The organism is Microbacterium oryzae (assembly GCF_030406385.1).
GTDB classification, from domain to species: Bacteria; Actinomycetota; Actinomycetes; order Actinomycetales; family Microbacteriaceae; genus Microbacterium; species Microbacterium oryzae_A.
Map to the genome: position 1 here is coordinate 131,868 of NZ_JAUEPM010000006.1, position 21,940 is coordinate 153,807.

At 71.7% G+C, this 21,940-nt stretch carries 23 protein-coding genes and 1 tRNA gene; 12 read left to right on the top strand and 12 right to left on the bottom strand.

Annotated elements, in window-relative coordinates:
- The first annotated feature begins 14 nt into the window (after positions 1 to 14).
- Positions 15 to 806: a helix-turn-helix domain-containing protein gene (locus QWJ90_RS10560; RefSeq protein ID WP_290107778.1), complete on the top strand. Its 792-nt coding sequence runs from the start codon at positions 15 to 17 to the stop codon at positions 804 to 806.
- Between the two features lie 29 nt (positions 807 to 835).
- On the opposite strand, the gene QWJ90_RS10565 is transcribed toward QWJ90_RS10560, so the two are convergent.
- Together QWJ90_RS10565 and QWJ90_RS10570 are read right to left on the bottom strand one after the other, a co-directional pair.
- Positions 836 to 1,270 carry an SRPBCC family protein gene (locus QWJ90_RS10565; RefSeq protein WP_290107779.1) on the bottom strand — a complete coding sequence of 145 codons (435 nt, stop codon included), beginning with the start codon at positions 1,268 to 1,270 and terminating at the stop codon, positions 836 to 838.
- A gap of 77 nt (positions 1,271 to 1,347) precedes the next feature.
- On the bottom strand, positions 1,348 to 2,277 hold the full coding sequence (locus QWJ90_RS10570; RefSeq protein ID WP_290107780.1) for an SDR family NAD(P)-dependent oxidoreductase: 930 nt from the start codon (positions 2,275 to 2,277) through the stop codon (positions 1,348 to 1,350).
- A gap of 191 nt (positions 2,278 to 2,468) precedes the next feature.
- Here QWJ90_RS10570 and QWJ90_RS10575 point away from each other — a divergent pair, with 191 nt between their 5' ends.
- On the top strand, positions 2,469 to 3,227 hold the full coding sequence (locus QWJ90_RS10575; RefSeq protein ID WP_290107781.1) for an MBL fold metallo-hydrolase: 759 nt from the start codon (positions 2,469 to 2,471) through the stop codon (positions 3,225 to 3,227).
- Positions 3,228 to 3,229: 2 nt separating this feature from the next.
- Here the strand turns inward: QWJ90_RS10575 and QWJ90_RS10580 are convergent, their stop codons facing one another.
- Together QWJ90_RS10580 and QWJ90_RS10585 are read right to left on the bottom strand one after the other, a co-directional pair.
- A complete protein-coding gene (locus QWJ90_RS10580; protein ID WP_290107782.1) occupies positions 3,230 to 3,925 on the bottom strand; it encodes a hypothetical protein in 696 nt (231 codons plus the stop codon).
- A 95-nt stretch (positions 3,926 to 4,020) separates the two neighbouring features.
- Positions 4,021 to 5,319: a cation:proton antiporter gene (locus QWJ90_RS10585; protein ID WP_290107783.1), complete on the bottom strand. Its 1,299-nt coding sequence runs from the start codon at positions 5,317 to 5,319 to the stop codon at positions 4,021 to 4,023.
- Between the two features lie 235 nt (positions 5,320 to 5,554).
- Between QWJ90_RS10585 and QWJ90_RS10590 the strand changes: the two genes are divergently transcribed.
- Entirely contained in the window at positions 5,555 to 7,606 is a 2,052-nt protein-coding gene (locus tag QWJ90_RS10590; protein WP_290107784.1) for a SpoIIE family protein phosphatase, read from the top strand.
- A gap of 7 nt (positions 7,607 to 7,613) precedes the next feature.
- Here the strand turns inward: QWJ90_RS10590 and QWJ90_RS10595 are convergent, their stop codons facing one another.
- From QWJ90_RS10595 to QWJ90_RS10605, 3 genes are all read right to left on the bottom strand, one after another.
- Positions 7,614 to 9,005, bottom strand: a complete 1,392-nt coding sequence (locus tag QWJ90_RS10595) for a DUF2254 domain-containing protein (RefSeq protein WP_290107785.1) — start codon at positions 9,003 to 9,005, stop codon at positions 7,614 to 7,616.
- Positions 8,998 to 9,891 carry an alpha/beta hydrolase gene (locus QWJ90_RS10600; RefSeq protein ID WP_290107786.1) on the bottom strand — a complete coding sequence of 298 codons (894 nt, stop codon included), beginning with the start codon at positions 9,889 to 9,891 and terminating at the stop codon, positions 8,998 to 9,000. The genes QWJ90_RS10595 and QWJ90_RS10600 overlap by 8 nt, the downstream gene beginning before the upstream one ends.
- A gap of 141 nt (positions 9,892 to 10,032) precedes the next feature.
- Positions 10,033 to 10,103, bottom strand: a tRNA-Gly gene (locus tag QWJ90_RS10605).
- A 68-nt stretch (positions 10,104 to 10,171) separates the two neighbouring features.
- Here QWJ90_RS10605 and dcd point away from each other — a divergent pair.
- Entirely contained in the window at positions 10,172 to 10,777 is a 606-nt protein-coding gene (gene dcd, locus QWJ90_RS10610; protein ID WP_290107787.1) for a dCTP deaminase, read from the top strand.
- Positions 10,778 to 10,783: 6 nt separating this feature from the next.
- Here the strand turns inward: dcd and QWJ90_RS10615 are convergent, their stop codons facing one another.
- Complete coding sequence (locus QWJ90_RS10615; protein ID WP_290107788.1) at positions 10,784 to 11,323, bottom strand: NUDIX domain-containing protein; 540 nt, start codon at positions 11,321 to 11,323, stop codon at positions 10,784 to 10,786.
- 74 nt (positions 11,324 to 11,397) lie between these two features.
- On the opposite strand from QWJ90_RS10615, the gene QWJ90_RS10620 reads away from it, so the two are divergent.
- Complete coding sequence (locus QWJ90_RS10620) at positions 11,398 to 12,123, top strand: lytic murein transglycosylase (RefSeq protein WP_290107790.1); 726 nt, start codon at positions 11,398 to 11,400, stop codon at positions 12,121 to 12,123.
- Positions 12,124 to 12,126: 3 nt separating this feature from the next.
- Here the strand turns inward: QWJ90_RS10620 and QWJ90_RS10625 are convergent, their stop codons facing one another.
- Positions 12,127 to 12,492, bottom strand: coding sequence for a YchJ family protein (locus tag QWJ90_RS10625; RefSeq protein WP_290107791.1), 366 nt, complete (start codon positions 12,490 to 12,492; stop codon positions 12,127 to 12,129).
- Positions 12,489 to 13,049: a hypothetical protein gene (locus tag QWJ90_RS10630; protein WP_290107793.1), complete on the bottom strand. Its 561-nt coding sequence runs from the start codon at positions 13,047 to 13,049 to the stop codon at positions 12,489 to 12,491. The genes QWJ90_RS10625 and QWJ90_RS10630 overlap by 4 nt, the downstream gene beginning before the upstream one ends.
- A 113-nt stretch (positions 13,050 to 13,162) precedes the next feature.
- Here QWJ90_RS10630 and QWJ90_RS10635 point away from each other — a divergent pair, with 113 nt between their 5' ends.
- Complete coding sequence (locus tag QWJ90_RS10635; protein ID WP_290107794.1) at positions 13,163 to 13,744, top strand: MarR family winged helix-turn-helix transcriptional regulator; 582 nt, start codon at positions 13,163 to 13,165, stop codon at positions 13,742 to 13,744.
- Between the two features lie 43 nt (positions 13,745 to 13,787).
- Here QWJ90_RS10635 and QWJ90_RS10640 read toward each other — a convergent pair whose 3' ends face one another.
- The gene (locus QWJ90_RS10640; RefSeq protein ID WP_290107795.1) at positions 13,788 to 14,627 is read right to left on the bottom strand and encodes an HAD family hydrolase; all 840 of its coding nucleotides are present in this window, start codon (positions 14,625 to 14,627) and stop codon (positions 13,788 to 13,790) included.
- Positions 14,624 to 16,021: an MFS transporter gene (locus tag QWJ90_RS10645; RefSeq protein ID WP_290107797.1), complete on the bottom strand. Its 1,398-nt coding sequence runs from the start codon at positions 16,019 to 16,021 to the stop codon at positions 14,624 to 14,626. Before QWJ90_RS10645 ends, QWJ90_RS10640 begins: the two co-directional genes overlap by 4 nt.
- Before the next feature lie 124 nt (positions 16,022 to 16,145).
- Here QWJ90_RS10645 and QWJ90_RS10650 point away from each other — a divergent pair, with 124 nt between their 5' ends.
- The 6 genes from QWJ90_RS10650 (at position 16,146) to QWJ90_RS10675 (ending at position 21,910) form a co-directional block, all read left to right on the top strand.
- Positions 16,146 to 17,057, top strand: a complete 912-nt coding sequence (locus QWJ90_RS10650) for a LysR family transcriptional regulator (protein ID WP_290107798.1) — start codon at positions 16,146 to 16,148, stop codon at positions 17,055 to 17,057.
- 120 nt (positions 17,058 to 17,177) lie between these two features.
- Positions 17,178 to 19,037: a molecular chaperone DnaK gene (gene dnaK / locus QWJ90_RS10655; protein ID WP_290107800.1), complete on the top strand. Its 1,860-nt coding sequence runs from the start codon at positions 17,178 to 17,180 to the stop codon at positions 19,035 to 19,037.
- Positions 19,037 to 19,654 carry a nucleotide exchange factor GrpE gene (locus tag QWJ90_RS10660; RefSeq protein ID WP_290107801.1) on the top strand — a complete coding sequence of 206 codons (618 nt, stop codon included), beginning with the start codon at positions 19,037 to 19,039 and terminating at the stop codon, positions 19,652 to 19,654. The genes dnaK and QWJ90_RS10660 overlap by 1 nt, the downstream gene beginning before the upstream one ends.
- 75 nt (positions 19,655 to 19,729) lie before the next feature.
- Positions 19,730 to 20,710 carry a DnaJ C-terminal domain-containing protein gene (locus tag QWJ90_RS10665; protein ID WP_290107802.1) on the top strand — a complete coding sequence of 327 codons (981 nt, stop codon included), beginning with the start codon at positions 19,730 to 19,732 and terminating at the stop codon, positions 20,708 to 20,710.
- Positions 20,711 to 20,729: 19 nt separating this feature from the next.
- Positions 20,730 to 21,173, top strand: a complete 444-nt coding sequence (locus QWJ90_RS10670; RefSeq protein WP_290107803.1) for a heat shock protein transcriptional repressor HspR — start codon at positions 20,730 to 20,732, stop codon at positions 21,171 to 21,173.
- Positions 21,174 to 21,247: 74 nt separating this feature from the next.
- Positions 21,248 to 21,910, top strand: coding sequence for a GntR family transcriptional regulator (locus tag QWJ90_RS10675; protein WP_290107804.1), 663 nt, complete (start codon positions 21,248 to 21,250; stop codon positions 21,908 to 21,910).
- Positions 21,911 to 21,940 lie beyond the last annotated feature (30 nt).

Here is a 21,940-nt window from a genome sequence, read left to right on the forward strand (position 1 = left end):
AGTACCATCGGGGAGTGATCCGCCCCCGCACTCCCCGCCGCGAGCAGCTCGGGGAGTTCCTCGGGGCGCGGCGGCGGTCGGCAAGCCGGACCGCGCTCGGCCTCCCGCTCTCCGCCCGCCGCAGCGACACCGGCCTGAGCCGCGAGGAGGTCGCGGCGCTCGCCGGGGTGAGCGGCTCCTGGTACACGTGGCTCGAGCAGGGGCGCGACATCAACGTCTCGCGGCAGGTGCTCGTCGCGGTCTCACGCGTGCTCGGGCTCACCGCCGACGAGACCGAGTACGTGCTCGCCCTCGCGGAGCAGGAGACGCGGCCATCCGCCCCCGATCGAGACACCGTGCCGGCGCATCTGCAGCGGCTCGTCGATGCGCTCGGCTTCCCCGCGTTCGTCGTCGCCACCGACTGGGCGATCGCCGGCTGGAACGCCCCGTACGCCTGGCTGTATCCGCGGATCGCCGAGCTCGACGTCGCCGATCGCAATCTCCTCTGGCTCATCTACACCGATCCGGAGCTGCGCGACATGCTGCCGGACTGGGCGCGCGACAGCCGTCGGTTCCTCGCGGAGTTCCGCGCGGAGGCGGGCGTGCGTCTCGGGGCGCCCCGGCATCGCGCGCTCGTCGACAGGCTGTTGGCGTCCAGTCCCGACTTCCGGGAGCAGTGGTCGGAGCTGGAGGTGTCGCGCTTCGCCTCACGACGGCGGATGTTCCGGCACCGCAAGGAGGGTCTGCTCGCCTTCGATCATCACCGTCTCGTGCCATCCGACGCGGTCGACCTGCACGTCGTGATGTATGTGCCGGCCGCCGACTGAGGCGGGTCAGAAGACCCGCTGCCCGCGGCTCAGCGCGAGATGTCGCTGCGTGCGCGCGCCTCGACCATCCGCTTGAAGCGCTGCAGGTCGCGCTGCGCGATGTCCTGGTCGATGGCGACCGGGAGGCCGATGCCGGCGAAGGGATCCTGCTGATCCCAGATCATCCGGAGCGATATGTGCGTGCTGTCGCCCTGCTCCTCGATCTCGACGTGGCCGGAGTGGAGGACGCCGTCGGTGCTCTGCCACCCGACGCGCCGGGCCGGCTCGGCGTCCACGATGTCGGCGTAGAAGTCCTGCACGCTGCGCCCGATCCGCACCCGCCAGAACGACCGCACCTCGTCCACGACGCGGACCTCCTGGACCATCTCCAGGAAGTCCGGGAACGTCGCCACGTCGATCCAGCACTCGTACACCCGCCTCGGAGGGGCGGCCACGTCGATCTCTCCTGCCAGCACTGTCGCCATGATCTGCCTCGGAATCTCGTCGAATGCGTTCTCTCGGTATGTCGTCTGTCGACCGTATGCACTGCTCGCCGCGCCCCTTAACGGGGTTGACGAGAGCGCTCCTTCTGCTTCGTCTCCCACGTCCGCCACCAGCGCCACCCGCCGTCGACCGCGTTGACACCGGGCTCGGGCCGGAAGAGGTTGCCGTCGGTGGGGGCCGCCGAGCGGGTGCGCACGCCGACGACGCGCATATACGCCGACATGAATCCGTCGACGAGTGCGGGGCTGAAGGGACGGAGATACAGCGCCGCTCCCTGTGCGCGGCCCACGACCATCCGCCGGCGCGGACGCCGCGCGGTCTTCACGATCGCCCGCGCCACCCGCCAGGGCGAGACGGCGGGCGGCAGCGCACGCTGCCGCCGGCCGGTGCTGCTCGCCGCGTGCTGGTAGATCGGAGTGTCGATGGTCGCGGGGAGGATCAGCGAGACGTCGACCCGACCACGCAGCTCGAGCCGCAGGACCTTGGCGAAGCCCGCGATGCCGTGCTTGCTGGCGACGTACGGGGCGATGTAGGGCGCGGCGAGCTCCGACAGCACCGAGCCGATGAGGATCAGCACGCCCCTGCCTCGTTCGAGCAGCGGGATGGCCGCCTGAGCCGCCTGCATCTGGCCGATGAGGTTGACCTCGATCACCCGTCGGACCACCTCGGGCGGCAGGGTCTCGTACGGCCCGAAGCTGTAGACCGAACTCGAACCCACCCACACGTCGATCCGCCCGTAGCGGGCGTCGACCGCCGCGAGCATCTCGGTGACCGCCGCCGGCTCCGTGATGTCGAGCGTGATGGGGAGGACGTCGTTCGCGCCGCGCTTCCGGCACTCCGCGGCGACCGCGGCGAGGCTCTCCGTCGAGCGCGCGCACAGCACGAGTCGCGTGCCGCGCTTCGCGAACCGTCGCGCGGCCGCGCGCCCGATGCCGCTCGAGGCGCCGAGGATCACGACCACCGTGTCGGAGTCGAGGGTGCGCTTCACATCGCGCTCGATTCTGGTCTCGGCATTCGCTCCTCCTGAGGATGGCGTCTCCTGCATATGAAAGGGCTTCGTCCTCCGGAAGGGCAGGGGGTTCCGATATCGCCAGACGCGTGGCACCATGCCTCCTAACACCGGGAGCGCGCGGCGGCAAGCCTCTGTGAGCCGCGCGACCGGTGCCGCAGGGTGCTGTCATGAGCACGAGCACACCCCCGTGGAGCGAGCCGGCCCACGGCGTCTTCCGTCTGAACGTGGCGGAGGTCAACTGCTATCTCGTCGTCCGTCCCGAGGGGATGACCCTCGTCGACGCGGGGCTGCCGCGCACATGGGGGCCGCTCCAGGAGCTGTTGCGGCACCTCGGCGCGCGGGTCGGCGATATCGACGCGCTCCTCCTCACGCACGCGCACTTCGACCACGTCGGCATGGCCCGCCGGCTGCACGATCAGCACCGGGTGCCGGTGAAGGTCCACCCGCGGGATGGCCGCCTCGCCCGCCATCCGTATCGGTACCGTCACGAGGCCGCTCGGCCCCCGTATCTCGTGCGCTACCCGCAGGCGCTGCCCGTGCTCGCGAACATGGTGCGCAACGGCGCATTGAACGTGAAGGGCGTGGATGCCGACGGGTCGTTCGTGCATGGGAAGCCGCTGGACGCGCCGGGCGCTCCCGTGCCCCTCTGGACGCCCGGCCACACCGACGGTCACTGCGGGCTGCTCTTCGACGAGCTCGGCGTGCTGTTCTCGGGCGACGCGATCGTGACGCTCGACCCGTACACGGGCGAGACCGGACCGCACGTCGTCGCGAACGCCGCGACCGCCGACAGCCGCACCGCGCTGTCGTCGCTCGATGCGCTGGCGGAGACCGAGGCGGGCGTCATGCTGCCCGGCCACGGCGAACCGTGGACGGGCGGGGTGCGGGCGGCCGTCGCCGCCGCCCGCGCGGGCGGAGCCCGCTGACGTCAGCCCCGGGCGCCCGAGTGTCGCTGCACAGAGCGGTAGGACGGGTCCCGGAGGGCGGAGATCCACGGCGCGATGGTCGCGCCGGGCGGCGTGTGGCGCCCGACGTCCATGCGTCGGCCGGTGTCGAGCGAGCCCTCCTCGGCGTGCAGCGTGAGGTCGGCGAACGGATGCCACCGCCCGCTCGGTCGCGCCGCGTAGACCCGCAGGCGCCACGGCGTCGTCCGCAGCCTCCGGGCGACGCCGTGGGGGTCCGACGGCAGATCGTCGGGACCGAGCGGGCGCACCGCGAGCAGGACCGGTCCGTGGCTGCCGCGATACGGGAGGATCGTGCTCGACCACGCGGCGGAGGGCGAGCGGCGCGGGAGGAGAGCGAAGCGGGAGAACCGCGCCCTGCCGGTGGACGCGAAGGTGAGATCGACCGGCCCCGCTGACCCCTCGGCTCGCAGCGCGAGGCCGATGATGTCGGGCAACGGCGCCGGCACCCCGATCGAGCGCGAGAGACGTGCGTGCACGGCCACCGGGCCGGCGGGCGGCTCGTCGATCCACGAGATGCCAGATGCGCTCGCGCCGAGCCAGCGCATCTCTCCGACGAGAGCGACGCCGTGCGGATGGATGGGGCGCGGGTGCCGGACGCGGGTCAGCGCCACGAAGAACTGCGCGAGAAGCGAGCCGGCGGCAGAGGCGAGAGAAGGCATGCGTCCATCCGACCAGGGCCCGCGACCCGGCCGAAGGCCTTGACAGCACCCGGGCCGAAGGCCTCGACAGCACCCGGGCCGAAGGGTGCCGCCACTCAGACCGGGATGTCCACCTCTCCGGTCTGCTCGCCGCGCTGCTGGGCCCGGCGGCGCCGTGCGCGATCCAGCAGCGCCATCGTGGGCGTGGCCGCCACACCGTGGATGAGCACAGAGCCGAGCACGACGAGCGAGACGACAGCCCACAGCCGCTCCGCCCCCGGGAAGTCGCCGTGCTCGAGGGCGTACGCGATGTAGAAGAGCGAGCCGACGCCCCGCACGCCGAAGAAGGCGATCACGCCGCGCTCGCGCGGCCCGGTCTTCCCGGGCGTCATCCCCAGCCAGCCCAGCAGTGGCCGGATGAGCAGGATCAGCGCGGCCGCGAACAGCACGTCCTCGATCACGACGGTCTCGAGCAGACCGCGTGCCACGGCGCCGCCGAGGAGGATGAGCACGACGACCGTGAGCAGCCGCTCGACCTGCTCCACGAAGGTGTGAAGCACGGAGTGCAGTCCGTGCGCGCGCTCGCCGGCCCGGATGGTGCAGGCGCACACGAAGACGGCGACGAACCCATAGCCCTCCGCGACCTCCGCCGCGCCGTAGGCGAGGAAGGTCGCGCCGAGCGCGATGAAGCCGTCGGCGCGGTCGGCGAATCCCAGGCGCTGCGAGACGGAGGAGAAGAACATCCGTCGCAGCAGCCATCCGGCCCCCAGCCCGACGAGCACGCCGACGCCGAGACGCCAGAGCACGTCGAGCAGAAGCCATTCCCCGAGCCAGCCGGATGGCGCGATCCCGGCCAGGCTGATGGCGATCGCCGCGTACGTGAACGGGAAGGCCAGCCCGTCGTTGAGCCCCGCCTCCGACGTCACGGCGAACCGCGCCTCGTCGTCGTCACCGCCCTCGTCTTCGGTGAGCGGCTCGCTGACCTGAACCTCGCTCGCCAGCACCGGGTCGGTGGGCGCGAGCGCCGCCGCCAGGAGGACGGCGCTGGCTGCTCCCAGGCCCAGCCCCCACCATCCGAGAAAGGCGACGGCCGCGATCGACAGCGGCATGGTGATCCCCAGCAGCCGCCAGGTCGTCGACCAGGTGCGCCAGCTGAAGCGGCGGTTGATCGCGAGCCCCGCACCCATCAGCGAGACGATCACGCAGAGCTCGGTGAGATGCAGGGCGAGATCGGGGTGCTGCAGCGGGTTCGGGTCCGGCAGATCGGGGAAGAGTGCGAACGCGCCCATGCCGGCCGCCACGAACACGATCGGCATCGACACCGGCACGCGACCCAGCAGGCGCGGCAGGAGCGCGGCGACCAGCGTGGCGATGCTGGCCGCGAGATAGAGCAGCCCGACGGGATCCAGCGACATGAGGCCCTTCCTGAAGGCGGCCGGCGCCGGGCGCGGCCGGCCTGGGCCGGACGCCCGTCGCGCCGAGGACTCGGCACATGCCGCTCGCACAACGTAGCCGCTTCCGGGCCCGCGACGACGGTGCTTGACAGCACGCCTTCCCGGGCTCAGGCCTTCGCAGCCCGGCGGTTCTCCTAGGCTCGTGTCTGGGCCCGCGCGGCAGGAGCGAGGGGCATCGACGAACGGGGGCGGCGCCATGACAGATGCGTCGACCCTGGCCCGGCGCACGAGGGTGTTCGCGACCGTGCTCGGCGCGGCCGTCGCCTACGCGTTCGCGGTGGCCGTGGGGCGCGCTACCGTCCTCCCCGAGAGCAACCTCGGCTTGATCTGGCCCGCGGCCGCCGTGTCGGTGCTCTGGATGGTCGCGCGACTCGGCGGCCGCAGCGTCGTCGCCGACATCGCCCTGCTGGCGGTCATCACCTGCGCGATCGTCGTGTCGACCGGCGGGTCGTGGCTCGGCAGTCTCTTCGGCGCCGCCGCTGCCGTCGTGCAGGCCGTGATTCCCGCTGTGCTCCTCAGGAGGCGGCGTCCGGGCCTCCGCTCGCACTCGGGGGCGCGGGTGATGGACCGCGCCGAGCTGTGGTGGTTCTTCTTCGCGGCGCTCGCCGGCTCCGTGCTGTCGGTGCCGCTGATCGAAGCCGAGTCGCTGCTCGCCGGGTCCGGATGGCGATGGGACGTCAGCCTGCTGTGGCTCGCGCGCAACCTGGGCAGCATCGTGGTCCTCGTGCCGCTGGTGTTCGCCACCGCGGAGCACCTGCAGCGGCGGCGCACGGCCGATCGCCGTGCTCTTCTTGGTCAGCTCGGCGCGCGGGTGCGGTCGCGGCCGGTCGAGTGGATCGTGCTGCTCGTGGTGTCCCCGCTCCTGCACCTCGCCTGGTTCCTCTCCCCGGGGCACCTCACCATCGTCTTCCCGCTGCTCACCCTCGCCTGCTGGGGCGGCAGTCGTCTGCCGGCCGAGCTCGTCGCCCTGCACGGCTGCGTCGTCGCCGTCCTCACGATCGGGCTGACCGCGCAAGGCGCCGGCCCGTTCCTCGAGGCGGGCAACGCGACCACCCAGATCGCGGCCGCCCAGCTGTACGCCGTGCTGTTCTGTGCGCTCGGGCTGGCCCTCGCCTTCGAGCGCGACGATCGCGCGGATCTGGCCATCGCTCTCACGCGCGCGCGCGACGACGCCGAGGCGCAGGCGAAGCTCCTCGAGACGATCGTCGACAACATGGCGGAGGGGGTGCGGGTGGTGGATCGCGACGGCCGGGTTCTGCTGCGGAACACGGCGGCCACCCGGCTGCTGCTGGGATCCGACCCGGCAGGCGAGGAGAGGTCCGGGCCGGGAGAGCACGCCGACCTGCAGGGGATCCGCAACCTGGATGGCACGGGCCTGGATACGGGGGAGCTGCCGTTCGCGCTGTCGCTGGCGGGGCGCGACGTGCGGGACCTCGCGCTGGTGGTTCGCGCGCGTCCGGACGACGAGCGCGTGGTGGCCTTCACCACCGCGCGACTTCCGGCGTCGGCAGGCGGCGGCGTCGTCACGGTTATGCGCGACGTGACGGTGGAGCGCGCCGAGCTGCGGCGCGCAGCGCAGGTGCAGGCCGGTCTGCTTCCCGCCGACGTGCCCCGCCTGTCCGGTTACGACCTCGCGGCGCGAGTCGTGCCGGCCGGGTCGGTGGGCGGCGACTTCTACGACTGGTACGGCCTCGATCACGGTGTGGTGCTGACGCTCGCCGACGTCATGGGCAAGGGCGCCGGAGCGGCGATCCTCGCCGCGACGGCCCGCTCGCTGTTGCGCGCGCACGGACGAGACGACGAGATCGTGCGACCGCTCGTCGAGACCGAGCGCAACATGGCCGGAGACCTCGAGAACACGGGGGCGTTCATCACCCTGTTCCATGCGCACGTGCACGGACCGTCCGGCACCGTCACCTACTCCGACGCGGGGCACGGTCTCGCCGCTGTCGTCGGGCCGGACGGCTCGGTGCGGCGGCTGAGGGCGAACGGGCTGCCGCTCGGGATCGCGCCTGACGAACCCCGCGAGATCGAGACCGACCGGCTCGGGGCAGGGGAGACGCTCGTGGTGGTCAGTGACGGCGTGCTCGACGCCCTCGGCGGCTCACTTGCCGACCTCGCCGAAGCGTGGCGAGCCGCCGCCGGCGCGCGGTCGGCCGTGGAGGCGGTCGCGGCGGTCGTGCGGATGGCCGAGACCGGGGACATCGACGACGACCTCACCGTGCTGGCACTGCGTCGGGACGCGTGACCGCGGATCAGTGAGAGCGTGGGTCTCCTCGATCGAGGGTGCCGGCCTCTTCCCGCATCTGCCGACGGGTCTCGGCCGTCAGCGCCAGCAGGTCGGCCGCCTGGACGGGGTCGGCGGTGCTCGCCCGCAGCTGGCCCTCGAGCGCGGTGAGCTGGCCCAGGAGCGCGGAGCGTGCCGACGGGTCGTCGCAGAGGCAGGACAACTCGAGGCACGACTGCAGGAATCGAGCCACGAGTGACGGGTCGCCGGCGCCGTAGTGCCGCAGCGGTGTCAGGGCGGCGTCGATATCCTGCTTCACCGTGCGCGGCAGCGTGACGACGCGGAGGCTTCCGTCCGGCCCGCTGACCCCCGCGGGAGGGCGCGCCATCTCGATGCGCCGCGCCGTCACCGCCGTCAGGTGCCCGAGAGCATGGACTGCGGTGACGGGGTCGTTGACCCCGGGCGAGAGCGCGCGCAGGGCGATGTCGACGATCTGCTGGACCCCGTATCCGACGTCTTCGACGGCGTTCCGCTCGTATCCGATGGTGAAAGCGCGCCGGAGCGCTTGCGCGGTCGCCTCGGCGTCCGCTTCCGCATCGTCTCGACCGTCGCTCCACCAGAACGCGAGCGGCATCCCGGCGACGACGTTGTCGCCGACGGCCTTCGCCTCTGCCACGACGAGGCCCCGATCGACGGCGACATCGGCGAGGAGGGCGAGGTCGCGGCCGGTGATGAAGCCGCTCGTGTCCGCCGCCACCGCTCGCCTGCGGCCCGGCACCTCGACCGGACCCGGGAACGCGGCCGCGCTGGAGTCGCGCGCGCCGACGAGGTCGATCGTGCGGTCGGTATCCGCGTGGATGTCCTTCAGCATCGTCTCCACCCGCAGCTGGGCGGCGAGATGAGCCAGGAAGAAGACGAGCATGACCACGCTGACGAGCGTCAGCACGAAGGCGACGGTGACGGCGACGCGGGGCACGAGCTCCGGGTCCGACTCGGTGGCGGAGCGCACTGCACGGAGGACGGCGATGGAGTACGCGAACGTGCCGAGGAAGGCCGCGAGGGTCCAGTGCACCTGGCGGTCTCGTGCGAAGAGGCGCAGCACCCGTGGGGACGCCTGGCTGCTGGCCAGCTGGAGCGCCACCACCGTCAGCGAGAAGGTCAGCGACGTGGCGGTGATCAGCGACCCGGCGATCGATGACAGGACGGAGCGCGCGGTGTCCGCGCCGCCGTTGAAGACCGCGGAGTCCACCTCGGTCGGGAGCCGGGAGTCGATGAGGATGTCGATGCGAGGGAGGACGATCCCGAGCGCCACGGCCGCGACGACAGCCGTGACGGGCACGGGCCACAGTCGCGAGTCCAGGGACTCCGCGACGGCTGCCCACCACCTGCGCAACGAGGAGGGGCGGTGAGCGTCAGGCATCGCCCGGCTCCGCCGCCGCACGCCCCTCGGCAGCGGAGGCGCCGCCGGGATCGAGGTCCGCGAGCACCTCGGACGCCACTCGGGAGGGCGCGCGCTCGGGCAGCCAGTGGTTCTCGTCGAGCTCGACGAAGCGGTACCGGGGCCCGGCGTGCTGCCGCGTGAGCTCGGCGGCCCGGCGTCCGAGCGCCTGATCTCCGTTGCCCCAGATGTACGTCGTGGGTACTCGCGTCCGAGGTCCCGGAGGGCGCCGGCGGGCTCGGCGGTCGGGCAGCCACATGCCGCGGTACCAGTGCAGGGCGCACCGCAGGGCACCGGGGCCGGCGAGGAAGCGCTGGTACTCCTCCGCGATCGGGGCGGGCAGGCCCATCACGACGAGCAGGCGGGCCAGTCGTCGTCGCAGCACCGCCTCCGGGATCGCGGGCAGCTGGAAGAAGCCGATGTACATCGACCGCAGCGCCTGGGCCGAGGAGCGCAGCGAGCGGACGAGGGCCTTCGGGTGCGGCGTCGACAGCACGGTCATCCCGGTCAGGCGCTCGGGCGCGACCGCGGCCATCCGCCACGCGACGAAGCCGCCCCAGTCGTGCCCGACCAGGTGGACCCGCTCGATGTCGAGGGCGTCGAGCAGGGCGAGGACGTCGTCCACGACGTCGATCACGCGGTAGTCATGGCGTCGACGCGGTCGTGCTTTCGGGGAGTAGCCGCGCTGGTCGAAGGCGACGACGCGCGCGCCGCCGGCCTCGAGCACGGGCGCGACGGCGTCCCACGTGCGACGGGAGCCGGGGAAGCCGTGCAGGAGGACGACGATCGGACCGTCGATCGCGCCGGTGTCGGAGACGTCGAAGACGAGGTCTCCGCGCCGGAAGGAGTCAAGTCGAGTCGAGCGCATGATCCAGTTCACCGCGGAGGCGGGCGCCAACGGGAGGGGCTTGCGCGAACCGGCCAGACGGACGCGCTCATCATCTCGCCCCTGAAGGGCCGGCGGATGTGCGAGCCCGCGGAGCTTCCTTGGCAGGAACTACCTGATCGGAGGGGCTGACGGGAATCGAACCCGCGCTATCTGCTTGGGAAGCAGAAGTTCTGCCATTGAACTACAGCCCCGCATCGCGCGTTGCACGCGACTACGCCAGCATAACAGGAGGGCACGGGCCGCCGACTACGCTGGCACCGTGCTGCTCTCCGATCGCGACATCAAGGCCCAGCTCGACGCCGAGCGGATCGGCCTCGACCCGCTCGATCTGCAGATGGTGCAGCCGTCGAGCGTCGACGTGCGGCTCGACCGGTACTTCCGTCTCTTCGACAACCACAAGTACCCCTTCATCGACCCCGCGCAGGATCAGCCCGACCTCACGCATCTCGTCGAGGTCGACCCCGACGAGGCGTTCATCCTCCATCCCGGGGAGTTCGTGCTCGGATCGACGTTCGAGCGGGTGACGCTTCCGGATGACGTCGCTGCGCGCCTCGAAGGCAAGTCGTCCCTCGGGCGTCTCGGACTCCTCACGCACTCCACAGCGGGCTTCATCGACCCCGGGTTCTCCGGGCACGTCACGCTCGAGCTCTCGAACGTCGCCACGCTGCCCATCAAGCTGTGGCCGGGGATGAAGATCGGCCAGCTGTGCTTCTTCCAGCTCAGCTCGGCCGCCGAGAACGCGTACGGCTCCGGCCCCTACGGCAACCGCTACCAGGGTCAGCGCGGACCGACCGCGTCCCGCTCGTCCCAGGGCTTCCACCGCACGGACGTCTCGGTGAGCAGGGCGGGCTCCGCCGGGGCCTGACCGGCGTCAGAGCTTGCCCAGGTGCACCGCCGCCATCGCGAGGGCCGCGATGGACTCGCCGTCCGTCAGCTTGCCGGTCGCCGTCATGCGGAGGGCGTCGCGGATGGCCACCCAGCGCGAGCGTGTGATGCCCTCCTCGGCGCGGTGCGCGTCAGCATCCGCCACGTGCCTCAGCCCACGCGCGAGGAACACCGTCTCCGGCGCGACGCAGATCCCGTTGAGGGCATCCATCCGCCCCACCGCGATCCACTCGTCGGCTTCCAGGCCGGTCTCCTCGAGCAGTTCCCGGCGCGCGGCGACCTCGGCGGGCTCGCCGTCGCTGCCGCCCGCGACGACCTCCCACGAGGCGCCGACCGTGTACCGGTCGACCTCGACGAGCAGCACGCGCTCGTCCTCGTCCAGGGCGACGACGAAGACCGCCGGGTGCCGCAGCTCCACGACGCCGTAGATGCCGTGCCCGCCGTCGGGCCGCACCACCTCGTCCTCCCGCACGCGGATCCACGGGTTCTCGTACGTCACGCGCGTGCTTCTCGTCTGCCAGCCCATGTCGCCATCGTAGAGACGGTCGACGACCCGGATGGCCGGGGCGGGCTGTCGGACGAGTGCGGCACACTGAGATGGTGACGAGAAGACGCGCGCGGGCGCGAGCGCGCGGGGTGGTCGCGGCGGTGTGCGCCGTGGCGGTCATCGCCGTCATCGCCGGACTGATCGCGATGGCAACGCGACCGAGTGCGGCCGACGCTCCGCTGTCCGCATCCCCGGCTCCCGCGGCACCGGCCGCGGACGGCTCGGCTGTCGATGCGGACTGGCTCGAGCGCGTCTCCGCCGAGACCGAAATCCCCGAGCGCGCGCTCGTCGCGTACGCCCGCGCCGACCTCGACGCCCGCTCCACCTACGGCTGCACGGTCGGCTGGAACACCCTGGCCGGGATCGGCTACGTCGAGAGCCGGCACGGCACCCTGCAGGGCGGCGCCGTCGAAGACGACGGCGTAGCCCGCCCGGAGATCATCGGCATCGCGCTCGACGGCACGAACCAGACCATGGACATCGCCGACACCGACGGTGGCGCGCTCGACGGCGACACCGAGGGCGACCGGGCGGTGGGGCCGCTGCAGTTCATCCCCGAGACCTGGATGACCTGGGGCGTGGATGGCGATGGCGACGGCGCGGTGGATCCGCACGACGTCGACGACGCGGCGCTCACCGCCGCTCGCTACCTCTGCCGGCAGCACGCGACCCTCACCGGCGCGGCGAGCTGGATCGAGGCCATCCGCTCGTACAACGACACCGACGACTACCAGCGGCAGGTCGCCGCGGCGGCGGCGCGCTACGGCGAAACCGGGTGACCGCTACGACACGTCGCCGTCGACGTAGAACCAGCGGCCGCCGCGGCGCGCGAAGCGAGACGTCTCGGCGAGCCGGCCTGGGCCATCCGGCCCGGTGAAGTGGGCGACGAACGACACCTCGGCACCCGCGGCCTCGACGATCTGGAGCCCCGTCCACCTGGTGTCGGCGTCGAGTGCGAGATCCGCGGGACGCGTGCGGGGGTGCCAGGTGAGGGCGACGTAGGCGCCGTCGCCCTTCGCGAAGGCGCTGTACCGGGAGCGCATGAGCTCCTCGGGTGTCTCCGCGATGCGGGCCCCGGCGTGCAGCGCGCCGCAGCACGCCGGGTAGGGCCGCCCGGTGCCGCAGGGACAGGTCTCGGCGAAGCTCATCCCTCGAGGGTACGACCGCCGTGGGGCGCGCAGTGGTGCTCGCGGCGGTGCTCGTGCGGACGGCCGTGCCCGTGCGGGTGCGGACGGCCGTGCTCATGCGGGTGATGCTGACCGCGCGGACGGTGGCCCTCGCGGTGGCGGCCGCGGTGGTGGCGCTGGCCCTCCTCCCAGCCGAGTTCGCGTGCGATGGCCTCGAGTGAGGCTGCCGTGACGGCGAGGTCATCGGAGGAGGCAGCCGCGCTGACGCGCTCGCGGAGGGCGGTGAAGCGGGTGCGGATGCGCTCGAGCCCCGAGCGTCCGTCGTCGGTGAGGTGCCATCCGTCGTCGGCGCTGGCGACCCATCCGCGACGGGTCAGCCGCTCGAGACGGTGAGGGTGGCGGGAGAGCCGTTCCTGGACGGCGGCGGAATCGGGGCGCGCGAGGCCCTTCAGCAGGCGCCACTCGCGGCGGTCGAGGGCTTCGCTTCGCAGCGCGGCGTCGCTCTCTTCGGCGTAGCGGCCGGCGGCGGCCTGCAACCAGAAGCGGAGCGGGGGCATGGAGTCGTCGGTGGTGGTCATGGGGTCCTCTTTCCTGGCGATCCGAGAGTGGGCCGCATTTGAATGTCATCTGTCATGTATATGCAGAATGACATGGGAGTGCGTGCATGTCAAGTGTCATGTATTTTTGAGGCATGGCAGAGACGGCGGATCCCACCGCGCGCATCGCGACGGCCCTCTCCCGACTGCGCCTGGGGCGACCGGGGCCGGTCCCTGCGGGCGACTCGCCTGCGGAGCCGACGGCGCCCGGGGAGCAGGGCCGTCCGCACCATCCGCGTGGCGCGCACGCGGAGCGCGGAGCGCACGGTCACGGCCAGCATCACGGCGAGCACGCCCACGGCGGGCGCGGCCCCTTCGGGCGCTCGATGGCCCGGTTGCGCCTGCTCGAGCTGCTCGCGGCCGCCGAGGGTCCGCTTTCGGTCGGCGCGATCGCCGAGCGCCTCGGCGTGGACCAGCCGCGCGCAAGCCGGCTCGTGCAGGCGGTCGTGGAGAGCGCGCACGCGCGCCGCGAGGCCGACCCCGCCGATGCCCGACGCACGCTCATCGCCGTGACCGAGGAGGGCCGCGCGCTCGCCGCCCGCTCGCACGATGCGCGCGCCGAGGCGGTGGACCAGGCGCTCGCCGGATTCACCGCCGAGGAGCGCACGCAGCTCGCCGACCTCCTCGGACGGCTGGCCGATGCCTGGCCCGACCCGCGCCGCCGCCCCGCACCCTGAAGCCGGTGCACAGCGCAGGAGATCGGGCGGTCTCGGCGCGACTCTAGAGCAGCCGGTGGCGGGCGAAGGCGCGGGCGAGACCGTCCTCGTCGATGGACTCGGTGACCTCGTCCGCCGCCTGCTTGGCCTGCACGGTCCCGTTGCCCATCGCGATGCCGAGTCCCACGGCCTCCAGCATCTCCAGGTCGTTGTTGTTGTCGCCGATCGCGATCGCGTCCGCGCGGTCCATGCCGATCCGGTCGAGCAGCTCGAGGATCGCGCTGCCCTTGGTCACCCCGGGCATCGACACCTCTCCGCTCGCGGTCCCCATGCCGGGGATCGTCCCGGTGATGACGGTGAACTCTGCCCCCACCGCGCGCACGACCTCGTCGTACGCGTCGAGGTCCTCGCCCGAGAACACGGCCTTCGCGGTGAGGTCGTGGCGCAGCGGCGTGATCGGTCCCAGGTATCGCCCGAGGCCGCGCTCGGCGGCGCCGCCCCCGCCGTAGTCCGCCGGGAGCCCGAGCTGCGTGCGCAGGCGCTGCTGCATGCCGGGCGTGGCATGCGCATACTCCCGCCCCTGCAGCACGTAGTCGAGTCCGAGCACGTCGAACTGCTCGCGGAGGCGACGGCATGCCGCTTCAGGCATGAGTCGTTCGATGATCCACTCGCCCTCGTGCTCGACGAACGCTCCGGCGCCCGCGACGACACCGTCGAAGCCGATGTCTGTCACCTGCTCGTCGATCTCCAGCGGTGTGCGGCCCGTCGCGAGGAAGACCAGATGTCCGTTGGCGCGCGCGCGGCGGATGGCCGTGGTCGTCGCTGCGGGGATGGTGCCGTCGTGCCGCAGGATCGTGCCGTCGATGTCGAGGAACACGATCCGTCGTCGCAACGGCGCGGTCATGGTGCGACCCGCACGGGGAGCAGGAGGAGGAAGCCCGCGAGGAGGACGGCGACGATGCCCAGGATGCCGAACGAGGTGGCACCGCCCACGACGATGAGGACCGACCACATCGCCGATGACATCCAGCTGGCCGCGCGCCCCGTCGTGGCGTAGAGACCGAAGATCTCACCCTCCCGCCCGGCCGGCGTCACGCGCGCGAGGAAGGAGCGCGACGCCGCCTGGGCCGGCCCGACGAAGACGCACAGGGTGAGGCCGCCGACCCAGAACACGACGCGGCCGGCGTCCACGAGCAGGAAGACCGCCAGCCCCGCCACGGTCATCGCGCCGAGCGAGAAGAGGATGACCCGCTTGGGGCCGACGCGGTCGTCCACGCGTCCGGCGATGATCGTGGATACACCGGCGATGAGGTTGGCGGCGACGCCGAAGACGACCACCTCGAGGAACTCGAAGCCGAACACGTTGGCGGCGATGACCGCGCCGAAGGTGAAGACGCCGGCGAGCCCGTCACGGAACACCGCGCTGGAGAGCAGGAACCAGAACGTCGGCCGGGTCGCGGGGGAGCGGTAGAGCCCGGTGACGTCCCTCACGAGCAGCGCATACGAGCGCAGGAATCCCACGCGGCGCTCGGGACGACCGAGGGACGGCTCGGGAACCTTCAGGAAGATCGGGATGGCGAAGACGACCGCCCACAGCGCGCACCCGATCGCGATGATCCGGAAGGGAAGGCCGTCCTCGTCGGGCAGCCCGAACCATCCGCTCGCGTAGAACACGATGACGATGACGAGTGCGACGATGCCGCCGAGATAGCCGAATCCCCACCCGAGACCCGACACCCGGCCGATCGTCTTCGGAGTCGCGATGCCGACGAGCATCGCGTTGGAGTTCACAGCGGCGATCTCGGCGCAGACCGTGCCGGCCGCGATGAGCGCCACTCCGATCCAGAAGAGCGATGGGGTGGGTTCGACGAACCACAGTCCCAGCATGGCCACGATCAGGGAGCCGGTGCCGATCCCGAGCCACAGCTTCTGCCGTCCAGCGGCGTCGGCCTGCTGACCCAGCACCGGCGCGAGCAGGAGGATGAGGAGGCCCGCGACCGTGGTCCCCCAGCCGAGGCCCGCGGAGAGGTCGGCCAGTGCGGCGACCTTCTCCGGGGCGTCCTCCGAGAGCGCCTGGATCTCGGGCGGGAGGAACGCGTCGGTCGTGAGGTACAGCGCCGTGAAGATGAACGTGAGGATGACCGTGTTGAACGGCTGCGTGGCCCAGTCCCACAGCGCCCACGCGAACACGACGCCCTTCGCTGCGGGCCGCTCCTCCGCGAGGGTCAGGCCCATCACCGGCACCGCGGCGCTGTCCGCGGCGGCGGGAGGGACGGGAACGGGAGACGGTTCGGGCATGTCGGTCACGCTAGGCCTCCTCGGTGAACGCGCGGTGGCGCGCTCGCGCCTGAGCCCAGTATCCCTAGGATTGCGATGCGTCCGCCGCTCGGTGGTGCGGTCGCTGATGTCAGGAGCGCTCGAGATGTTCACACTCGCCCAGATCGAGTGCTTCATCGCGGTCGCGGAGGAGCTCCACTTCGGTGCGGCGGCCACGCGTCTGCGCATGACGCAGCCACCGCTCAGCAGGCAGATCCAGCAGCTCGAACGCGAGCTCGGCGCCGTGCTCTTCGAGCGCACCAGTCGCCGCGTGGCGCTCACGGCGGCCGGGCGCGCTCTGCTGCCGAACGCCCGGCGACTCCTCGACCTCTCCCTCAGGACCTCGGCCGACGTGCGCGCGGTGGCGGCCGGCGAGGCGGGCTCGCTCACCATCGCCTACACCGCGATGGCCGGGCAGAGCGTCATCCCCGAGCTGCTGCGCCGTGCCTCGCACGAGATGCCCCGGGTCACGCTGATGCTGCGCGAGATGGTGACCCTCGACCAGATCGAGGAGATCGAAAGGGGCACCGTCGACGTCGGGTTCATGCGTCCCGTGCTCGACCGGGGTGCAGTGCGCACCCGGGTCGTGCACGAGGAGCGCCTCGTGCTCGCCGCGCCCGAGGGGTCTCGGCTCGCGCAGGGGCAGCATCCCGTCCGCCTCGCCGATCTCGACGACGAGCCCCTTCTCATGTACTCGCCCGGCGTCGCCCGCTACTTCCACGACCTCCTCGTCACGATGTTCGTCGGGGCTGGCGTGCAGCCGCGCATCGTGCAGTACGCCGGGCAGGTCCCCGCGCTCCTCGCGCTCGTGAGCGCGGACCTGGGCGTCGCCCTCGTGCCGGAGTCCGCCGGCGCCATCGCACCGCCCGGGGTCGCGCTGCGGCGCCTTGGGGAAGGCGAGCGCCCCGACCCGCTCCAGCCCGTGCGCCTGCACGTCGGGTGGAGCGAGCAGCGGCGCACCCCGCTGACGGACGCGCTCCTGCGGCTGGCCGGGGAGCTCAACCGCGCGGTGTTCTGACCAGAACTTGAGCCCATCTCTATCAACTTCGTTGACTTCTCCGCTTCCGGCTCGTACGCTTGAGTCAGCGCGACTCAACATCGTGCGTGGACTTCAGGCAGCGACAGAAGGAGAAGCAACATGGCACGTGCTGTGGGTATCGACCTCGGGACGACGAACTCGGTCGTCTCCGTCCTCGAAGGCGGCGAGCCGAAGGTCATCGCCAACGCCGAGGGCTTCCGCACGACCCCGTCGGTCGTCGCGTTCACGAAGGACGGCGAGGTGCTCGTCGGCGAGACCGCCAAGCGCCAGGCCGTCACCAACGTCGACCGCACGCTCGCGTCCGTCAAGCGCCACATGGGAACCGACTGGTCCTTCGGCGTCGACGGCAAGAACTACACGCCGCAGGAGATCTCGGCGCGCATCCTCCAGAAGCTGAAGCGCGACGCGGAGCAGTACCTCGGCGACACCGTCACCGACGCGGTGATCACGGTTCCCGCGTACTTCAACGACGCCGAGCGCCAGGCCACGAAGGAGGCCGGCGAGATCGCGGGCCTCAACGTGCTGCGCATCATCAACGAGCCCACGGCCGCCGCCCTCGCGTACGGCCTGGACAAGGGCAAGGAGGACGAGCTCATCCTCGTCTTCGACCTCGGCGGCGGCACGTTCGACGTCTCGCTCCTCGAGGTGGGCAAGGACGAGGACTTCTCGACCATCCAGGTGCGCGCGACCGCCGGCGACAACCGCCTCGGCGGCGACGACTGGGACCAGCGCGTGGTCGACTACCTCATCAAGCAGTTCAAGGCGACGACCGGCGTCGACGTCTCGGGCGACAAGATCGCCCTGCAGCGCCTCAAGGAAGCCGCCGAGCAGGCGAAGAAGGAGCTCTCCAGCTCCACCTCGACCAGCGTGAACCTGCCCTACCTGTCCCTCACCGAGAGCGGCCCGGTGTCGCTGTCGGAGAACATCTCGCGCGCGAAGTTCGAGGAGCTCACGAAGGACCTCCTCGAGCGGACCAAGAAGCCCTTCCAGGACGTCATCCGCGAGGCCGGCATCAAGGTGTCCGACATCGCGCACGTCGTCCTCGTCGGCGGCTCGACCCGCATGCCGGCCGTCAGCGAGCTCGTCAAGAGCGAGACCGGTCAGGAGCCCAACAAGGGCGTCAACCCGGACGAGGTCGTCGCCGTCGGCGCCGCCATCCAGGCCGGCGTGCTGAAGGGCGAGCGCAAGGACGTCCTCCTCATCGACGTCACCCCGCTGAGCCTCGGCATCGAGACCAAGGGCGGCGTGATGACCAAGCTCATCGAGCGCAACACGGCCATCCCGACCAAGCGCAGCGAGACCTTCACGACCGCAGACGACAACCAGCCGTCCGTGGCCATCCAGGTCTTCCAGGGCGAGCGCGAGTTCACCCGCGACAACAAGCCGCTGGGCACCTTCGAGCTCACCGGCATCGCGCCGGCTCCCCGCGGCGTGCCGCAGGTCGAGGTCACCTTCGACATCGACGCGAACGGCATCGTGCACGTGTCCGCCAAGGACAAGGGCACGGGCAAGGAGCAGTCGATGACCATCACGGGCGGCTCGTCGCTCTCGAAGGACGACATCGACCGGATGGTCCGCGACGCCGAGGAGCACGCGGCCGAGGACAAGAAGCGCCGTGAGGCCGCCGACGTCCGCAACCAGGCCGAGACGCTCGCCTACTCGATCGAGAAGCTGATCGCCGACAACGACGACAAGCTCCCCGCCGACGTGAAGGACTCGGTCAAGGCCGACGTCGACGCTCTGAAGACCGCACTTGCGGGCGAGGACGACGACGCCGTGAAGACCGCGTTCGACAAGCTGAACGAGAGCCAGACCAAGCTCGGCGAGGCGATCTACCAGCAGGGTCAGGCGGCGCAGGAGCAGGCGCCGCAGGACGCCCCGGCCGGCGAGCAGGGCTCGGCGGATGAGGACGTCATCGACGCCGAGGTCGTGGATGACGAGGACGAGAAGAAGAGCTGATGACGGACAAGGACTTCGAGGAGCCCCAGGGCGAGCAGCCCGACGGCGCCGAGGTCCAGCCGGACGCCGAGGGGTCGGAGGCCACCGCCGCCGACCCCGCGGCGCAGCCGGCTGAGGCCGTGGATGGCGACGGCCTGACGGTCGACGACATCCTGGGCGCCGAGCAGACCGACGAGGCCGCCGAGGCCGAGAAGAGCGACTACGAGACGCAGCTGCTGCACGACCTCAAGCGCCTGCAGGCGGAGTACGCCAACTACCGCCGGCGCACCGAGGAGCAGCGCGAGGTCGAGATCGCCCGGGCGCGCGGGGAGGCCGTGAAGGGCCTCCTGCCGGTGCTCGACGATCTCGACCGCGCCGAGAAGCACGGCGACCTCGGCGAGGGCAGCCCGTTCTCCGCCGTCGGGGCGAAGCTCCGCACGGTGGCCGAGCGGCTCGGCATCGTCGCGTACGGCGCGGCCGGCGAGGCGTTCGACCCGCAGCGTCACGAGGCGATCTTCCAGCAGCCCGTCCCCGGCACGACCGAGAGCACGATCCTCGAGGTCGTCGAGGTCGGCTACCGACTGGGTGACGTGGAGCTGCGCCCGGCCAAGGTCGTCGTCGCCGTCCCGGCGGAGTGAGTCGATGGCCGGTCCCGCGGGGCCGGCCATCCTCCCTCCCCCACCTCGCAGAACCAACCCGCGAAGAAGGTGCAGATGGCCAGTCAGGACTGGTTCGACAAGGACTTCTACAAGGTCCTCGGTGTCGACAAGGGCGTGAGCGAGGCCGAGCTCAAGAAGACGTACCGCAAGCTCGCCCGCACGTACCACCCCGACTCCAACCCGGGGGACGCGGCGGCCGAGGCGAAGTTCAAGGAGATCAGCGAGGCGTACTCGGTGCTCTCCGACGCCGAGCAGCGCAAGGAGTACGACGAGCTGCGCGCCATGGGATCCGGTGCGCGCTTCACGGCTCCCGGTGGCGCGGGCGGCGGCTTCGACGACGTCTTCAGCCGGTTCACGCAGCAGCGCACCTCCACGCCGGGCGACTTCGACGACATCTTCTCCATGTTCTCCGGCGGCGGCCCGGGCTTCGGCTCGGGGCGATTCGGCCAGTCGACCGGCGGGTACCGCGGCTTCGGCGGCCCGTCACGCGGCGCCGACGTGCGCGCCAGGACGACCCTCGACTTCACCACGGCCGCGCGCGGTGAGACCATCACGCTCCAGGGCGAGGATGGCAAGCCCTTCAAGGTGAAGGTGCCCGCCGGCGTCGCCGACGGTCAGAAGATCCGTCTGCGCGGCCGCGGTCGCCCCTCGCCCGACGGCGGCGAGAACGGCGACATCGTCGTCGAGGTCGCCGTCCGCCCGCACCCCGTCTTCACGCGCGAGGGCCTGAACGTGCGCGTGACGGTGCCCATCACCTTCACCGAGGCCGTGTTCGGTGCGACCATCGAGGTGCCGACGCTGGGCGGCGAGACCGTCAAGCTGCGAGTCGCCCCCGGCACCCCGTCCGGGCGCGTGCTGCGCGTCAAGGGGCGCGGCATCGCCACGGCCAAGGGCACCGGCGATCTCCTCGCGGAGGTGCAGGTGGCCGTCCCCGGACATCTCGACGAGCGCGCGCGCGAGGCGCTGCAGGCCTACCGCGAGGCGGAGCCCCGCGAGAACCCGCGCGCGGGCATGATGGCCAAGGCCCAGCAGTAGCTCTCAGGAGGTGAGCAGGATGCCGGTCCCGATCGACCCCACCGAGATCGACCCCGAGGCCCCGATCTTCCCCATCGCGGCGGCGGCCGAGCTCGCCGCGATGCATCCGCAGACCCTGCGCCAGTACGACCGCATCGGGCTCGTGGTGCCCGGTCGCACCCGCGGCGGCTCGCGCCGCTACTCCGTGCGCGACATCGAGCAGCTGCGCGAGGTGGCCCGGCTGTCGACGGAGGGCGTCCGCCTCGCCGTGATCGAGCGCATCCTGCACATGGAGAACGAGGTGCAGGAGCTGCGCGGGCGCGTGCGGGAGCTCGAGCAGGAGCTCCGGGAGGAGCGCGAGCAGCGCCCGGGTGCGCGCGTCTTCGCCACCAGCGCGAACGGCGCCGTCGTGACGCTCCGCGCGGGAACCCGCGTGCGTCGTCAGACCGACGTCGTGCTGTGGCGCCCTCGTCCCGGATCCTGAACGCAGACCGGCCGCGACACGCGCCCACCCCGCGGTATTCTGTTGACAGTCAACGGACGCCGAGGGAGTGTGCCATGCGCGACAAGGTCGACAGGGGGGTCTCGCTCGGCGCGCAGGTCGCCGACATCATCCGCCAGCGCATCGTGCGCGGCGAGCTGAGGGCCGGGGACCGCCTGACGGAGGAGGGCGTCGCAGAGGAGTTCCAGGTGAGCCGCGGCCCGGTGCGCGACGCCGTATCTCAGCTGAGCTACGAGGGGCTCGTCGAGGTTCGTCGCCCCCGCGGGATCTACATCATCGGGCTCACCGCTGACGACGTCGAGCAGCTGTACAGTCTGCGCGCTGCTCTGGAGCGGCTCGCCGTGAACCGGGCCGCAGAGGTGCGCGACGACGAGGCGTGGCAGCCGATGCGCGACTGCGTCGAGCGGATGGCCGCGGCGGCGGATGGGGGCGACCACCCCGCGTTCCAGCGGGCCGACGTCCGATTCCACTCCCTCTTCTACGAGATGGCCCGACATCCGCGACTGCTCGCGACCTGGCGTCAGTACGAGCCGACGTTCGCCGCCCTCCTCGACGTCACGATCAATCACGACGACGACCTGCATGAATCGGCCGAGGCGCACCGCCGGCTGTACGACCTCGTGCGGGGGGAGGACCGCGTCGCACTCGAGCGAGAGCTCGTCGACCACCTGAAGCGCGCGGAGGATCGCATGCGCCTGGAGCTGCTGAGCCGCTCCTGACCTCCCGGCCGGGCCTGCGTTGACTGTTAA

What these genes read in the sequence shown, in the direction of transcription:
- QWJ90_RS10650 (WP_290107798.1), top strand. Translation starts at nt 16,146, where the DNA reads ATGTTCACACTCGCCCAGATCGAGTGCTTCATCGCGGTCGCGGAGGAG.
- QWJ90_RS10665 (WP_290107802.1), top strand. Translation starts at nt 19,730, where the DNA reads ATGGCCAGTCAGGACTGGTTCGACAAGGACTTCTACAAGGTCCTCGGT.
- QWJ90_RS10585 (WP_290107783.1), bottom strand. Translation starts at nt 5,319, where the DNA reads ATGTCGCTGGATCCCGTCGGGCTGCTCTATCTCGCGGCCAGCATCGCC.
- QWJ90_RS10590 (WP_290107784.1), top strand. Translation starts at nt 5,555, where the DNA reads ATGACAGATGCGTCGACCCTGGCCCGGCGCACGAGGGTGTTCGCGACC.
- QWJ90_RS10595 (WP_290107785.1), bottom strand. Translation starts at nt 9,005, where the DNA reads ATGCCTGACGCTCACCGCCCCTCCTCGTTGCGCAGGTGGTGGGCAGCC.
- QWJ90_RS10625 (WP_290107791.1), bottom strand. Translation starts at nt 12,492, where the DNA reads ATGAGCTTCGCCGAGACCTGTCCCTGCGGCACCGGGCGGCCCTACCCG.
- QWJ90_RS10675 (WP_290107804.1), top strand. Translation starts at nt 21,248, where the DNA reads ATGCGCGACAAGGTCGACAGGGGGGTCTCGCTCGGCGCGCAGGTCGCC.
- QWJ90_RS10635 (WP_290107794.1), top strand. Translation starts at nt 13,163, where the DNA reads ATGGCAGAGACGGCGGATCCCACCGCGCGCATCGCGACGGCCCTCTCC.
- QWJ90_RS10565 (WP_290107779.1), bottom strand. Translation starts at nt 1,270, where the DNA reads ATGGCGACAGTGCTGGCAGGAGAGATCGACGTGGCCGCCCCTCCGAGG.
- QWJ90_RS10575 (WP_290107781.1), top strand. Translation starts at nt 2,469, where the DNA reads ATGAGCACGAGCACACCCCCGTGGAGCGAGCCGGCCCACGGCGTCTTC.
- QWJ90_RS10600 (WP_290107786.1), bottom strand. Translation starts at nt 9,891, where the DNA reads ATGCGCTCGACTCGACTTGACTCCTTCCGGCGCGGAGACCTCGTCTTC.
- QWJ90_RS10640 (WP_290107795.1), bottom strand. Translation starts at nt 14,627, where the DNA reads ATGACCGCGCCGTTGCGACGACGGATCGTGTTCCTCGACATCGACGGC.
- QWJ90_RS10630 (WP_290107793.1), bottom strand. Translation starts at nt 13,049, where the DNA reads ATGACCACCACCGACGACTCCATGCCCCCGCTCCGCTTCTGGTTGCAG.
- QWJ90_RS10645 (WP_290107797.1), bottom strand. Translation starts at nt 16,021, where the DNA reads ATGCCCGAACCGTCTCCCGTTCCCGTCCCTCCCGCCGCCGCGGACAGC.
- QWJ90_RS10615 (WP_290107788.1), bottom strand. Translation starts at nt 11,323, where the DNA reads ATGGGCTGGCAGACGAGAAGCACGCGCGTGACGTACGAGAACCCGTGG.
- QWJ90_RS10580 (WP_290107782.1), bottom strand. Translation starts at nt 3,925, where the DNA reads ATGCCTTCTCTCGCCTCTGCCGCCGGCTCGCTTCTCGCGCAGTTCTTC.
- QWJ90_RS10660 (WP_290107801.1), top strand. Translation starts at nt 19,037, where the DNA reads ATGACGGACAAGGACTTCGAGGAGCCCCAGGGCGAGCAGCCCGACGGC.
- QWJ90_RS10670 (WP_290107803.1), top strand. Translation starts at nt 20,730, where the DNA reads ATGCCGGTCCCGATCGACCCCACCGAGATCGACCCCGAGGCCCCGATC.
- dnaK (WP_290107800.1), top strand. Translation starts at nt 17,178, where the DNA reads ATGGCACGTGCTGTGGGTATCGACCTCGGGACGACGAACTCGGTCGTC.